Origin of the sequence: Methylobacterium sp. AMS5, from assembly GCF_001542815.1 — a bacterium.
GTDB lineage: Bacteria > Pseudomonadota > Alphaproteobacteria > Rhizobiales > Beijerinckiaceae > Methylobacterium.
This window is the reverse complement of sequence record NZ_CP006992.1, coordinates 5329171-5343177: the sequence shown is the minus strand read 5'-3', so window position 1 is coordinate 5343177 and position 14007 is coordinate 5329171. Positions and strand designations below refer to the sequence as shown.

The 14007-nt window shown below is 67.8% G+C and carries 12 protein-coding genes; 6 read left to right on the top strand and 6 right to left on the bottom strand.

The features are described from left to right. Position 1 precedes the first annotated feature (1 nt). Together puhE and hemA are read left to right on the top strand one after the other, a co-directional pair. On the top strand, positions 2-811 hold the full coding sequence (gene puhE / locus Y590_RS23795; RefSeq protein WP_060772018.1) for a putative photosynthetic complex assembly protein PuhE: 810 nt from the start codon (positions 2-4) through the stop codon (positions 809-811). 55 nt (positions 812-866) lie between these two features. After that, on the top strand, positions 867-2084 hold the full coding sequence (gene hemA, locus Y590_RS23790; RefSeq protein WP_060772441.1) for a 5-aminolevulinate synthase: 1218 nt from the start codon (positions 867-869) through the stop codon (positions 2082-2084). A 16-nt stretch (positions 2085-2100) separates the two neighbouring features. Here hemA and Y590_RS23785 read toward each other — a convergent pair whose 3' ends face one another. The 3 genes from Y590_RS23785 to clpS form a co-directional block, all read right to left on the bottom strand. Next, a complete protein-coding gene (locus tag Y590_RS23785; protein ID WP_060772017.1) occupies positions 2101-2373 on the bottom strand; it encodes a hypothetical protein in 273 nt (90 codons plus the stop codon). A 135-nt stretch (positions 2374-2508) separates the two neighbouring features. Next, the gene (clpA, locus tag Y590_RS23780) at positions 2509-4992 is read right to left on the bottom strand and encodes an ATP-dependent Clp protease ATP-binding subunit ClpA (RefSeq protein ID WP_060772016.1); all 2484 of its coding nucleotides are present in this window, start codon (positions 4990-4992) and stop codon (positions 2509-2511) included. Positions 4993-5014: 22 nt separating this feature from the next. Next, positions 5015-5410: an ATP-dependent Clp protease adapter ClpS gene (gene clpS / locus Y590_RS23775; protein WP_060772015.1), complete on the bottom strand. Its 396-nt coding sequence runs from the start codon at positions 5408-5410 to the stop codon at positions 5015-5017. A 445-nt stretch (positions 5411-5855) separates the two neighbouring features. Between clpS and Y590_RS23770 the strand changes: the two genes are divergently transcribed. Next, on the top strand, positions 5856-7340 hold the full coding sequence (locus Y590_RS23770; RefSeq protein WP_060772014.1) for a serine hydrolase: 1485 nt from the start codon (positions 5856-5858) through the stop codon (positions 7338-7340). Positions 7341-7467: 127 nt separating this feature from the next. Here Y590_RS23770 and Y590_RS23765 read toward each other — a convergent pair whose 3' ends face one another. Both Y590_RS23765 and Y590_RS23760 read right to left on the bottom strand, forming a co-directional pair. Further along, positions 7468-8163: a J domain-containing protein gene (locus tag Y590_RS23765; RefSeq protein WP_060772013.1), complete on the bottom strand. Its 696-nt coding sequence runs from the start codon at positions 8161-8163 to the stop codon at positions 7468-7470. Positions 8164-8232: 69 nt separating this feature from the next. Beyond that, the gene (locus tag Y590_RS23760) at positions 8233-9387 is read right to left on the bottom strand and encodes a S1C family serine protease (RefSeq protein ID WP_060772012.1); all 1155 of its coding nucleotides are present in this window, start codon (positions 9385-9387) and stop codon (positions 8233-8235) included. A gap of 509 nt (positions 9388-9896) precedes the next feature. Here Y590_RS23760 and Y590_RS23755 point away from each other — a divergent pair. After that, entirely contained in the window at positions 9897-10112 is a 216-nt protein-coding gene (locus tag Y590_RS23755; RefSeq protein ID WP_003600916.1) for a hypothetical protein, read from the top strand. A gap of 8 nt (positions 10113-10120) precedes the next feature. On the opposite strand, the gene Y590_RS23750 is transcribed toward Y590_RS23755, so the two are convergent. Beyond that, positions 10121-11050: a DUF817 domain-containing protein gene (locus Y590_RS23750; protein ID WP_060772011.1), complete on the bottom strand. Its 930-nt coding sequence runs from the start codon at positions 11048-11050 to the stop codon at positions 10121-10123. Between the two features lie 115 nt (positions 11051-11165). Here Y590_RS23750 and Y590_RS23745 point away from each other — a divergent pair, with 115 nt between their 5' ends. Next, positions 11166-11666 carry a hypothetical protein gene (locus Y590_RS23745; protein ID WP_060772010.1) on the top strand — a complete coding sequence of 167 codons (501 nt, stop codon included), beginning with the start codon at positions 11166-11168 and terminating at the stop codon, positions 11664-11666. Positions 11667-11771: 105 nt separating this feature from the next. Then, positions 11772-13937, top strand: coding sequence for a methylmalonyl-CoA mutase (scpA, locus tag Y590_RS23740; RefSeq protein WP_060772009.1), 2166 nt, complete (start codon positions 11772-11774; stop codon positions 13935-13937). Positions 13938-14007 lie beyond the last annotated feature (70 nt).

Here is a 14007-nt window from a genome sequence, read left to right as displayed (position 1 = left end):
CATGGGCGTCTACGCCGCTCCGGCGCTCTACGCCGTCCTGCTGTGGTGGTCGGCCACCGGGCTGGTGCTGGTGCTCCAGCACCTGCCGCGGCGGACGCATGCCCGCAGCATGGTCGCGGCGAGCGCCGTCCTGGCCGGCGCGCTCTGGACGATCCGCGCGGTCGCGGACGACGACACGGAGACGGGCGCCTATCTCGGCTTCACCGCCGCTGTGATCGTCTGGGGCTGGCAGGAGATGAGCTACTATATGGGCTTCATCTCCGGCCCGAAGCCCGCCGCCTGCGCGCCGAACCTGCGTGGATTCGATCGCTTCCTCGCGGCGCTTGCCACCAGCCTGTGGCATGAATTCGCAATCCTGATCGGCGGGCTCGCCATCCTCTGCCTCACCTGGGGGGAGGGGAACCGGGTCGCGCTCTGGACCTACGGCCTGCTCACACTGATGAACGCCTCGGCGCGGCTCAACCTGTTCCTCGGCGTGCGCAACCTCCACGCCGAGTTCCTGCCGCCGCATCTCGGCTATCTCGCCTGCTACCTCAGCCGGCGGCCGATGAACCCGCTGTTTCCGCTCTCGGTGACGCTGGGGACCGCAGCGACGGTTCTGCTCGCCCGCGGCGCGCTCGGGGATGCGGCGGCGCCGCAGACGGTCACGGGCTTTGCTCTGGTCGCGACGCTCGCGGCGCTCGCCACGCTGGAGCATTGGTTCCTGATGCTGCCGCTGCCCTCGGCGGCGCTGTGGAACTGGAGCCTCCCGGGGCGCACCGCACCCACGGCGGCCGAGATGCCCGAAACCCGGGCGATACACCGCGAATGAGGTGAGGCGGACGCAAGATCCGCCCACCGGCATCATCTTCTTCGGGGAGGACGGAATGGATTACGAAGCGTTCTTCGGCAATGCGATCACCGGGCTCCACCGTGAGGGGCGCTACCGCGTCTTCACCGATCTGGAGCGGCAGGCGGGGCGGTTTCCCTACGCGACGCATCACAGCCCCGGCGGTGAGCGCGACGTCACCGTCTGGTGCTCCAACGATTATCTCGGCATGGGCCAGCATCCGTCGGTGCTGCAGGCGATGCACGAGGCGATCGACCGATGCGGAGCCGGCGCGGGCGGCACCCGCAACATCTCCGGCACCAACCATTATCACGTGCTCTTGGAGCAGGAACTCGCCGACCTCCACGGAAAGGAAGCGGCGCTGATCTTTTCCTCCGGCTACGTCTCGAACTGGGCGGCACTCGGCACGCTCGCCTCGAAGCTGCCGGGCTGCGTCGTCTTCTCCGACGAGGGCAACCACGCCTCGATGATCGAGGGCATCCGTTCGAGCCGGGCCGAACGCCAGATCTTCCGTCACAACGATCCGGAGGATCTGGACCGCAAGCTCCGGCTGATCGAGCCGGGCCGGGCCAAGCTCGTCGCCTTCGAGTCGGTCTATTCCATGGATGGCGACATCGCCCCGATCGACGAGATCTGCGACGTCGCCGAGGCGCACGGGGCGCTCACCTATCTCGACGAGGTCCACGCGGTTGGCCTCTACGGCGCGCGAGGCGGCGGAATCTCGGAGCGGATGGGGCTCGCCCACCGGCTCGACGTGATCGAGGGAACGCTGGGCAAGGCGTTCGCCGTCCATGGCGGCTACATCACCGGATCGACGCAGCTTTGCGACTTCGTGCGCAGCTTCGCCTCGGGCTTCATCTTCACGACCTCGCTGCCGCCCGCGGTCGCGGCCGGCGCCGCGGCAAGCATCCGCCACCTCAAGGCGAGCAGCGTCGAGCGGGTGCGGCATCAGGAGCGGGTGGCGCGGGTGCGGCAGGCGCTGGACGCGGCGGGCATCCCGACTTTGGCCAACCGCAGCCACATCGTGCCGGTGATGGTCTGCGACCCCGTGCTGTGCAAGGCGATCAGCGACACCCTGCTCGATGAGTTCGGCATCTATGTGCAGCCGATCAACTACCCGACCGTGCCGCGTGGGACCGAGCGCCTGCGGATCACGCCCTCGCCGCTGCATTCCAATGCCGACATCGACCACCTCGTGGACGCGCTGAGCACCATCTGGCGGCGAATCGGGCTGAGCAAGGCAGCGGCGGAATAGGGTAGGGCAGGCTGCGCTACATCTTCTTCTCGAGCGCGGCCTTCACCTGCAAGAGCTGATCCCACACCACGCCGGGGCTGGTGCCCATCGCCTCGAGGACCGCGTTCACGCCCCAGAACAGGCCGAACAGGATCACCGGCACCAGGATCCAGCCGAGAATCTCCTCACCGCGATGACGCGACTTGCGACGGCGACGGCGTCTCTCGCGGGACGTCAACGGCTTCGGCCGCACCGGAGCCGGCGGTGGCGCGACAGGCGTGAGGGGCTCCTCCTGCGCGTCGCTCGTCATGCTACCCTCATTGCTGGCCGATACCGGCCCCTCTGGCAGAGCGCGGCGCCGCCCATATCCGGGAGCCGGCGCAGGAACGCAACCCGCGCCGGCCTCGAAGGCCGCTCACTCCTGCGAATGAGGGGCCCTGCACTCTCAGACTTTCAGCGGAACCTTCGGCACGGTGCGGACGGAGCCGCCACCGGACGATCCACCGCCGGACGGACCACCGTCACGCTTGGCCGCCTTCTTGCGCGGTGCTGAACGTGGCTTCGAGCGCTTGCGCTTGGCCGCGTTGGCGACGTCGGTTTCCGGCTTCGGGGTGACCGGTCCGGCGGGGAATTCGAACCCGAGTTCCGCCTTGCCCTTACCGTCCTCGGCCTCCGGCTTCTTCAGCACCACCTTGACGGCACCACCATCCTTGAGGCGGCCGAACAGCACCTCGTCGGCGAGCGGCGTCTTGATCGTGGACTGGATCAGACGGGCCATGGGGCGAGCGCCCATCGCGTCGTCGTAGCCGTTCTCCACGAGCCATTCGCGGGCCTCGTCCGACAGTTCGATCGTGACGTTGCGGTCGGCGAGCTGCGCTTCGAGCTGGAGCACGAACTTGTCGACGACCTTGGACACGACCTCTTTCGGCAGGTGGCCGAACGAGATGATCGCGTCGAGGCGGTTGCGGAATTCCGGTGCGAACAGCCGGTTGATTGCCTCGACGTCGTCGCCGGTGCGCTTCGATTGCGTGAAGCCGTAGGCCGACTTCGCCAGATCCGAGGCGCCCGCATTCGACGTCATGATGATGATGACGTTGCGGAAATCGACCTGCTTGCCGTTGTGGTCGGTCAGCTTGCCGTGATCCATGACCTGCAACAGGATGTTGAACAGGTCCGGATGCGCCTTCTCGATCTCGTCGAGCAGGAGCACGCAATGCGGGTGCTGGTCGATCCCGTCGGTGAGCAGGCCGCCCTGATCGAAGCCGACATAGCCGGGCGGGGCACCGATCAGCCGCGAGACCGTGTGGCGCTCCATGTATTCCGACATGTCGAACCGCAGCATCTCGACGCCGAGCGAGGCCGCGAGTTGCTTGGCCGCTTCGGTCTTGCCGACGCCGGTCGGGCCGGCGAACAGGTAGGAGCCGATCGGCTTGTCGGGATCACGCAGGCCCGCACGGGCGAGCTTGATCGCCGAGGTCAGCGCCTCGATGGCATTGCTCTGGCCGTAGACCACCCGCTTCAGGTTCTCGGTCAGGTTCTTGAGAACCACCGCGTCGTCTTTCGACACGGTTTTAGGCGGGATGCGCGCCATCGTGGCGATGGTGGTCTCGATCTCCTTGACGCCGATGGTGCGCTTGCGGCGCGCCTCCGGCACCAGCATTTGCGAGGCGCCGGTCTCGTCGATCACGTCGATCGCCTTGTCGGGCAGCTTGCGGTCGTTGATGTAGCGCGCCGACAACTCCACCGCCGCCTTCACCGCCTCGGCGGTGTACTTGAGCTTGTGGAACTCCTCGAAATACGGCTTCAGCCCCTTGAGGATCTCGATCGTGTCCGGGATCGACGGCTCGTTGACGTCGATCTTCTGGAACCGGCGCACCAGGGCGCGATCCTTCTCGAAGTACTGGCGGTACTCCTTGTAGGTGGTCGAGCCGATGCAGCGCAGCGCGCCGGAGGCCAGAGCGGGCTTCAAGAGGTTCGAGGCATCCATCGCACCGCCCGAGGTGGCACCCGCACCGATCACGGTGTGGATCTCGTCGATGAACATGATGGCGTTGGGGTGCGCCTCGATCTCCTTCATCACCTGCTTGAGGCGTTCCTCGAAGTCACCGCGGTAGCGGGTGCCGGCGAGCAGCGTTCCCATGTCGAGGGAGAAGACCGTCGCGTCGGCCAGAACTTCCGGCACTTCGTGCTGGATGATCTTGCGCGCGAGCCCTTCGGCGATGGCCGTCTTGCCGACGCCGGGGTCGCCCACCAGCAGCGGATTGTTCTTCTGGCGGCGGCAGAGCACCTGAATCGTGCGCTCGACCTCGGAATGGCGTCCGATCAGCGGGTCGATTTTGCCGTCCCTGGCCTTCTTGTTGAGGTTGACGCAGTAGGCATCGAGCGCATCGCCCTTCTTCTTGGGCCGCGCTTCGCTCTCCTCGACGCCGGGACGCTCGGACGCGCTCTCTTCCTCGGCGCCGCGCACGGACTTGGCCTCGGACGCGCCGGGCCGCTTGGCGATGCCGTGGCTGATGTAGTTCACGGCGTCGTAGCGGGTCATGTCCTGCTCTTGCAGGAAGTAGGCGGCGTGGCTCTCGCGCTCGGCGAAGATCGCGACGAGCACGTTGGCTCCGGTCACCTCCTCGCGGCCCGAGGACTGGACGTGGATCACGGCCCGCTGGATCACCCGCTGGAAGCCGGCGGTCGGCTTGGCGTCCTGGCGCCCGTCGCCCGTCAAGTTCGAGAGTTCGGTGTCGACGTACTCGATGAGATTGCGGCGCAGGACGTCGGTCTCGACGTTGCAGGCCTTCATCACCGCGGCCGCATCCTGATCATCGACGAGGGCGAGCAGGAGGTGTTCGAGGGTCGCGTATTCGTGGCGGCGCTCTCCGGCCAGGGCCAGGGCGCGGTGGAGGGCTTGCTCGAGGCTACGTGAGAAGCTGGGCAATGCTCTGGCCTTCGCTGGATGCCTATTTCTTTTCCATAACGCACTGAAGCGGATGTTGGTGCTTGCGGGCGAAATCCATCACCTGCGTCACTTTCGTTTCCGCGACCTCGTAGGTGAACACGCCGCACTCCCCCACACCATTGTGGTGGACGTGCATCATGATCCGGTAGGCGTCGTCGTGGTTCTTGTTGAAGAACCGCTCCAGGATGTGCACGACGAATTCCTGAGGCGTGTAGTCGTCGTTGAGCAACAGCACGCGGTACAGGCTTGGCCGCTTCGCCCGCGGCTTGGTGCGGGTGATGATCGCGGTGCCCGAGCGGTCGTCGTCGCCCGAACCGGGCGGAGTCGAGGCCGCGCGCACCGGAACGCGTCCCCGACCCGCCTCCTGCACGTTGTCCTGGATCAGCTTGGAAGACATCTGAATCGAAGCGACCTTGGTCTGGCAGCCTTCGGCGCCAGCGTCCCGGTGAGGGGCGCAACGCTCAACAGGCAATCTATAGGCCGATCGGCGCCTGCGCCAGTGAGGTGCGTGAAACTGTCCGTACTGTTTGAACGCGCAGCCACCCCGCGCGCACTTCCCGCGCCCACGCGCGAAAGGCGGCGCAGCCGTCGTTGGATCCGAAGACGAAACGCCGCATGGCGGATCGGATGACGCCGACGCCGGCCTCGCCGAGCCGGTCTCATCAACATCAGCTTAACCCCTGTGGCGAAAGGACGATCTCGTGCCCGCAACGGCCGGCATTAACGGCCGCGTAACCGCGTTCATCCTACCGTCTTCGACAGAGATTGCGGACCCGATGGCGGCGTTCGTGAAGGGTGCCAGCCGGGCTTGAACGTCCGGTTGTCGAGGCGAAGGTTTCGAGATGCGTCGCGTAGAAGGCCGGCCCACCACGGGGTCCCGCGCTGTCGCCGTGCTGCTCCTGGCGACGAGTTTTCTCGTCGCAGTGGCCGACCCGGCCGAGGCAAAACGCCGAGGCCATGCCCGCAAGGCGGTGAGCGGGTACAATCCGCCCTACGCCGCGATGGTCGTGGACGTGAAGTCGGGCCGCACGCTGCATGCGGTCAACGAGGACGCGCTGCGCCACCCGGCTTCCATCACCAAGGTGATGACCCTCTACATGCTGTTCGAGCAGTTGGAGAAGGGCCGCTACGACCTCGACTCACCGCTCTCGATCTCGGCCAACGCCGCCGCCCAGGCGCCGTCGAAGCTGGGGCTGCGCCCCGGCTCGACCGTCACGGTCGAGGAGGCGATCAAGGCGCTCGTCACCAAGTCGGCCAACGACGTGGCCTGCGCCATCGGCGAGAACATCGCCGGCTCCGAGCCGCGCTTTGCCGAGATGATGACGCGCAAGGCCAAGGCGCTCGGCATGAGCCGCACCCACTACGCCAACGCTTCGGGTCTGCCCGACCCCGACCAGATCACCACGGCCCACGACCTCACCCTGCTGGCCCGCGCGATCCAGGATCGCTTTCCGCGCTATTACCGCTACTTCCAGACCCGCTCCTTCGCCTTCCGCGGCCGGACCATCGGCAACCACAACCGCCTGCTCGGCAATGTCGAGGGCGTGGACGGCATCAAGACCGGCTACACCCGCGATTCCGGCTTCAACCTGATGACCGCGGCCAAGCTCGGCGACCGGCAGATCGTGGCGATCGTGCTCGGCGGCAAATCGGGCGCGAGCCGCGACCGGATCATGGCCGACCTCGTCCGCGCGAATCTGCCCCGCGCCTTTGCCGGCAGCCGTCAGACGGCACCCGTGGTCGAGGTGGCCGAGCGCGGTCGCCCGGCGGTCGTCGCCGAGGCCGATTCCCGCACCCGGACAGTCCTCGCCTCGGCGGATGACGAAGACATCGAGACGACGAGCTCCACCAGCAACGCCCCGCTCGACATCCGGCCGGCCACCACGACGCCGGGATCGCGCCGCACCACCCTCCAGGCGCTGCCGGGCGGCGCCCAGGCCTATGCCGGTCCGGCGGGGCAGGCGCCGTTCCCGGGCACGGCCGGCAAGTCGACCGCCCGCTTGCCCGCCGTCGAGGGCGTCGCCTCCCGGGCCGAGGGCCCGCCGAAGGATGCCCGCGGCGACAGCGCCAAGCCCGTGACGCCGAGCCCCTGGGTGATCCAGCTCGGCGCCATGGACGACGAGGACAAGGCGAAGTCGATCCTCGCCGATGCCCGCAGCCGTACCGGCATGCTGTCCAAGGCCGCGCCCTACACGGTCCGCGTCACCCATGGCGGCACCACGCTGTTCCGCGCCCGCTTCTCGGGATTCGCCGAACAGAGCACCGCGCAGGATGCCTGCGCCGCGCTGAAAAAGAACGGCTTCAACTGCTTCGCGACCCGGAGCTGATCGTCTCCGACAACCTTCCTCGGTGCGGCTGCCGGCGCGTTCGGCCGGCGCTCGCCCGATGACAAGAGCCGCATCAAGCGGCTTGGACGACCTTCGACATATCGACCCTGACAACGCGCGTGGAGTTCTAGCGATGTCGGTTCACCAGTCTGTCACGCGCCGCGTTCACGCGCGCCGCCCGCTCGACGCTGCCGCCCTGGTCGGGATGCAGCCGCTTCATCAGCGTGCGATGAGCCGCGCGGACGTCCTCCAGGGACGCCCCGCGCTCAAGCCCCAGGATCTGATAGGCCTCCTGCTCCGTCATCGACCCTGGCTTCGCCGGGCCGCCCGTCCGCGGGTCTCCGTCGACATCAGCGTCTACACGCCAGCCGGGCTGCCGGCGGTCGAGATACGCCTCTAGCCCGCGGGCGCCCTCGGGATCGTCGGCACTCAACAAAGCGGCAAGCTCGATGAGCACCTCCGACGGCACCGCCGACAGGCGGAGGCCGGCGAAGGGCCCGACGAGCACGGTCCCGTCCATCGGCTCACCGTCGGTGCCGAGGTCGAGTTCGAGCGCGGCCGTCCGCATTTGCCGCGGCTCCCGGTATCCGCGCCACGCGCGGACCCGCCGGATCACGCCCGCCTCACCCTGCGAGAGCCAGACGCCTCCTGCACCGAGCAGCAGGGCCAGGATGAAGCTGCCGCGCAACGACAACGCGAAGGCCGTCGCCAGCAGGGCGTAGCCGGCGAGCAGGCGCGGCGTCAGGCCGAAGGGCAGGCGCCCGTTGCGGCGGCCGAGCCACCAGAATCCGATGAGCGCCAGAAGGCCGAAGGCAATGAGCATTCCGCGGTCATCGGCCGGTTCGGCGCGCGCGTAAAGCGCTCATCCGGCGCACGCCTACGGGAAGCGGGATTACAACCGCGTCTGCGCCACGTCCGCGGTCTTCACCCGCACCGTCCGCACGCGGCCGTCGCGCTCCACCAGGAGATTCACCGGGCGGTCGAGCCCCGCTTCTTCGACCACGGCGGTCAGGTCCGACAGGCGGTGGACCGGGCGGCCGTTGGCGCCGACGATAACGTCGCCGATGGTGCCGGTGCGGGGATCGACGCCGCGCAAACCGGCCTGCGCCGCCGGCGACCCAGGCAGCACCCGCACCACCACGACGCCGTCGATGCCGAGCCGGGCGGCGGTCGCCTCCTGGCCGGCGATGATGCCGATGCCGGGATTGCGCACCCGCCCGTTCTTGATGAGATCCGGCACCACCCGGTTCACGACATCGACCGGCACGGCAAAGCCGATACCGGCGCTGGCGCCCGAGGGCGAGAAGATCGCGGTGTTGACCCCGATCAGACGCCCGGCGGAATCGAGCAAGGGCCCACCGGAATTTCCCGGATTGATCGCCGCATCGGTCTGGATGACGCCCGACAGCTCCCGGCCCTCCTGCGTCGGCAGCCGCCGCTGGAGCGCGCTGATGACCCCGGTCGTCAGCGTGTGATCGAGGCCGAACGGGTTGCCGATGGCGAAGGCCGACTGGCCGACTTTGAGGTCGGCCGAGGTGCCCACTGCAAGGGGAGGGGGCATCTTGGCCACGCGGCCGAGCTGGAGCACGGCAAGATCGTAGCTCGGCGCCGTACCGACGACCCGCGCGCCGACCACTTCGCCGGAGGCGAGCCGCACGGAGATCGAGCCGCCGCCCTTCGTCGCGGCCTCGACAACGTGGTTGTTGGTGACGACGTGGCCCGCCGCGTCCCAGACGAAGCCGGTGCCGGTCTGCGTGCCGGAGCCCTGCTGCTCCCCCCCTCCAGGTCCTTGGCCGAACTCATCGTCCGGCTCCATCAGCGCGCGCCCCTGCGCCGCGGCCTGGGCGAAGACGTGGACGACGGAGGGCGAGGCGCGGGCGAACAGATCGACGGTGGTCTTCTCCGCCGCCGAGAGATCGCCGCGCGCCGTCACCGAGCGGGGTGCGTCCGCAGAGTAGAGAAAGGCGAGGATGTAGGGCTGCGCGACGAAGGCGATCAGCAGGCCCAGCGTCACGCCCAAGGCGACGCGCACGAAGCGATCCGGCACCGACAACCTCAGCTCTTGCCCAGCCATGACCCGCGCCGCGTCGGCGGTACGGGCTACGTTCAGGTTCTCTCCACCAAACTCCTGAAAGTCAGGTCCGTCGCGCTGCCAAGCGCGCGAGTCCGGCGATTGAGACTTAGCTGTGTCCGGTGTGGCGTCCCGTCAACAAATCCCCGCTTTCCTGCACAGGGAAGCTCCGTGCGGCACCGCACCGAGGAATGCCCCTACGAAGAGTAACCAATTGCATACTGTTTCACACGCAGTGTCGTCCTACTGATGAAAAGGCATCGGTGGGCGGGTCTGGACCAATTCTTGGCGAAACCAAGGCAAGGTTCAGGCGAGGAACTGCGACGAAACGGTGATCGTTTGGCTATCGAGCACTCGAATTGATCGCAAAGCCGCCCCAGAGATGCTTCGATCGCCCTAGAACTTTGTACATACCGGCCCAGCGACGTCAGTCGTCGCCGCGATCCTTTCGCGAACGGGACCGGTTCGAACAGGAAGAGCAAGAGATGGAAACCGAAGCTCTCGAACGTCCTGCCGACCTGACGATCTGGCGCACCCTGCCGGCCTCGTCTCCCCTGGCCCAGCCGGAGCGCTACGATACCCTGCGCGAGGCGCTCCTCGCCGCGAAGGGCGCCCTCGGCGACCCCTCGAAGCAGCCCTGGATCATCACCGAGGAGGGCGAAATCCTCTCCCCGAACTGGATCCGCACCTACGTCAACTGATCGGGGCTTCAGCGTGCGGGTCGCGGCTGCGCCGGATCGGTGGGCCGCGCAGGTGCCGCCTCGGGGCAAGGCTCCGGCCGGCTCACCAGCGTGACGAGCACGTAGGACACGATCATCAGCAGGAACCACGAGCCGAGCTTGGCCGCCGAGACCGGCGACCAGCCGGCCGCCTGGTTCGGGTAGAGCCAGACCCGGCTTGCCGTGCCGATGTTCTCGGCCAGCCAGATGAAGAGCGACACGAGAACGAAGCCGAGCAGCAGCGGCATCTGCCGGTATGCGTGCCAGACCTTGAAGTGTACGACCGTGCCGCCGAACAGCACGCCGGTCGCGATGAACAGCATCGCCCGCATGTCGGCCATGTAATGGTGGCTGAAGAAGTTGAGGTAGATCGCCCCCGCCAGCGGGAGCGCGAACACCAGCGGCGGATGCCGGGTGAAGCGGAAGTCGAACAGGCGCCAGACACGGGCGATGTAAGAGCCGATGCTGGCATACATGAAGCCGGTGAACAGCGGCACGCCCATGATGCGCAGCCAGCTCGCCTCCGGGTAGATCCAGGAGCCGACGCCGGTCTTGAAGATCTCCATCGCCGTCCCGACGACGTGATAGAGCGCGATGACCTTGGCCTCCTCCCAGGTCTCCATGCCCAGCGCCAGCAGCGCGACCTGGATCAGGATCGCGGCGAGCGTCAGGAAATCGTAGCGCGAGAGCGGCGCGTCGGACGGGTAGAACAGGTGCGTGCCGATGAGCAGCGCGCAGATGAGGCCGCCGAACAGGCAGGCCCATCCCTGCTTCACCCCGAACCTCAAAAATTCGTAGGCGAAGGCCGGCAGCCGGCCCGCGGCCTGGGCGCGCTCGCCGAGCCGACGCTCGGCCACGACGAAGCCCGCCAGGAACGGCCAGATCCGCGCCGCACTCGGCGCTCTTCGCCCTGTCGCCATCCCGTCCAACCGTCCGCCTCGCGTTTCCCACGACCCGAGCCGGAGAAAGCGGCGGTTTGACGGTCACGCTCGCCTCGCCGCACATTCGGCACGGCAAGCGCAACGGGGAGAGGGCGTGCGGGCGAACGCGGTGGAGGATCGGGCGCAGGCCCGGCGGCGGACGGAGCGCGAATTGCGCCGGCTCGAAGCGTTGGTCGCGCGCAAGCGTTTCCGCAGGCGCAGTCTGCGGGCGCTGCGCGGATCGGCCGGCGCGGCGGCGACCTTCGGCGCTCTCCTGAAAGTGAAGGTAGTCGGAACGCTGGCGGGCAAGGCCGCCATCGCCGTCCTCGTCGGCCTCGGCTTCGCCTGGCCGGCGTTGGTGATCGGCGTGATCGGCATCGTCGGGATCGTGTTGGCGGTGGTCAGCCTGTTTTCCGGCGAAGGCGGCCCCCACGGCTTCGACGCCGGCTGCACCTCAGACTGCGCGCGCAAGGAAAAGCAGGCCGAACGGCTCAAGGCCCTGATCGCGCAACGCAGGGCGTGGCTCGCCGCGCCGTCGGGGCCGGCGCCGAACGTGCGCTGGGATGCGCGCGGGCGCCGTTACCTGACAGGAAGCCAGCACAAGCACGGACGGTAAGCCCGGCCTTATGGACAGTAGCCGCGTTTGGTGGCTTGCCTATAATGCTCAAAAAAAATCATCGTCTCCGCCGACGCGCAGACGGACGCCAGGAACCGACGCACGATGAGCTCCCGCATCCCCGATTTCGCCTCCGTCGCCTATGCGGCCGACGGCTTCAAGGCGCCGCCCCCGCCGGCCGGGGAGCCGTGGATGACGCCCGAGGGCATTCCGGTGAAGGGTTTCTACGGACCCGAGGACCGCGAGGGCTGTGAGGGCATCGACTCGTTCCCCGGCCTGCCGCCCTATCTGCGCGGCCCCTACCCGGCGATGTACGTGACCCAGCCCTGGACGATCCGGCAATATGCCGGCTTCTCCACCGCCGAGGATTCGAACGCCTTCTATCGGCGCAATCTCGCCGCGGGCCAGAAGGGCCTCTCGGTCGCCTTCGATCTCGCGACCCACCGCGGCTACGATTCGGACCATCCGCGCGTCTCGGGCGATGTCGGCATGGCGGGCGTCGCGATCGACTCGATCTACGACATGCGCACGCTGTTCTCCGGCATTCCGCTCGACGAGATGACGGTGTCGATGACGATGAACGGCGCGGTGCTGCCGGTTCTCGCGCTCTACATCGTCGCGGCCGAGGAGCAGGGCGTGCCGCCCGAAAAGCTCGCCGGCACGATCCAGAACGACATCCTCAAGGAGTTCATGGTCCGCAACACCTACATCTATCCCCCCAAGGGATCGATGCGGATCATCTCGGACATCTTCGGCTACACCTCGAAGAACATGCCGAAGTTCAACTCGATCTCGATCTCCGGCTACCACATGCAGGAGGCCGGGGCGACGCAGGATTTGGAGCTCGCCTACACGCTCGCCGACGGCGTCGAGTACATCAAGGCCGGCCTCGCGGCGGGCCTCACCATCGATCAGTTCGCCCCGCGCCTGTCGTTCTTCTGGGCGATCGGGATGAACTTCTTCATGGAGATCGCCAAGATGCGGGCCGCACGCCTGATCTGGGCGAAGCTCGTCAAGGAGTTCGAGCCGAAATCCGACAAGTCGCTGCCGCTGCGCACCCACTCGCAGACGAGCGGCTGGTCGCTGACCGCGCAGGACGTGTTCAACAACGTCACCCGCACCTGCATTGAGGCGATGGCGGCGACGCAGGGCGGCACCCAGTCGCTCCACACCAACGCGCTCGACGAGGCGCTGGCGCTGCCGACGGACTTCTCGGCACGGATCGCGCGCAACACCCAGCTCTTCCTGCAGCAGGAGAGCGGCACGACCCGGATCATCGATCCGTGGGGCGGTTCCTACTACGTCGAGCGGCTGACGCGGGACATCGCCGCGCGGGCCTGGGAGCATATCCGCGAGGTCGAGGCGCTCGGCGGCATGGCCAAGGCCATCGAGGCCGGCATCCCGAAGCTGCGCATCGAGGAGGCCGCCGCCCGCGCCCAGGCGCGGATCGATTCCGGGCGCCAGACCATCGTGGGCATCAACAAGTACAAGCCCGACGACGAGATGAAGATCGACCTGCTGCGCGTCGACAACGCCGACGTGCGCGCCAAGCAGATCGACAAGCTCAAGCGCCTGCGCGCCGAGCGCAACCAAGACGACGTCGATGCGGCTCTGGCCGCTCTGACAAAGGCCGCGGATGGCGAGGGCAACCTGCTCGAACTGGCGGTGAACGCCGCGCGGGCCAAGGCCACGGTCGGCGAGATCTCGGAAGCGCTGGAGAAGGCCTGGGGCCGTCACCGCGCCGAGATCCGCTCGATCTCGGGCGTCTACAAGCGGGAGGTGGGCGGCATGTCGCCGGTGGTGGAGAAGGTCCGCGGCCTCGTCGAGGCCTTCGAGGAGAATGACGGGCGCCGTCCGCGCATCCTGGTCGCCAAGATGGGCCAGGACGGGCACGACCGCGGCCAGAAGGTGATCGCCTCGGCGTTCGCCGATCTCGGCTTCGACGTGGATATCGGGCCGCTCTTCGCCACGCCCGACGAGGCGGCACGCCAAGCGGTGGAGAACGACGTGCACATCGTCGGCGTCTCCTCACTGGCGGCGGGCCACCTGACGCTGGTGCCGGAACTCAAGGCCGCGCTGAAGCAGGAGGGCCGCGACGACGTGATGATCGTGGTCGGCGGCGTGATCCCGCCGGGCGACTACGATGCCCTCTACGCCGCGGGCGCCTCGGCGATCTTCCCGCCGGGCACCGTGATCGCGGACGCGGCCGTGAAGCTTCTGGGCGAACTCAACACTCGCCTGGGCTACGGCGAGCGGCAGGCGGCCGAGTAGCGTTTCCAAAGGCCGGGCGGAGGCTCATGCCTCCGCCGTTCCTCATCCGGGTTTTTCGCGGATTTACCTG

Coding starts and splice junctions, on each gene's coding strand:
- hemA (WP_060772441.1), top strand. CDS start 867: ATGGATTACGAAGCGTTCTTCGGCAATGCGATCACCGGGCTCCACCGT.
- scpA (WP_060772009.1), top strand. CDS start 11,772: ATGAGCTCCCGCATCCCCGATTTCGCCTCCGTCGCCTATGCGGCCGAC.
- clpS (WP_060772015.1), bottom strand. CDS start 5,410: ATGTCTTCCAAGCTGATCCAGGACAACGTGCAGGAGGCGGGTCGGGGA.
- Y590_RS23750 (WP_060772011.1), bottom strand. CDS start 11,050: ATGGCGACAGGGCGAAGAGCGCCGAGTGCGGCGCGGATCTGGCCGTTC.
- puhE (WP_060772018.1), top strand. CDS start 2: ATGGGCGTCTACGCCGCTCCGGCGCTCTACGCCGTCCTGCTGTGGTGG.
- Y590_RS23785 (WP_060772017.1), bottom strand. CDS start 2,373: ATGACGAGCGACGCGCAGGAGGAGCCCCTCACGCCTGTCGCGCCACCG.
- Y590_RS23755 (WP_003600916.1), top strand. CDS start 9,897: ATGGAAACCGAAGCTCTCGAACGTCCTGCCGACCTGACGATCTGGCGC.
- Y590_RS23765 (WP_060772013.1), bottom strand. CDS start 8,163: ATGCTCATTGCCTTCGGCCTTCTGGCGCTCATCGGATTCTGGTGGCTC.
- Y590_RS23770 (WP_060772014.1), top strand. CDS start 5,856: ATGCGTCGCGTAGAAGGCCGGCCCACCACGGGGTCCCGCGCTGTCGCC.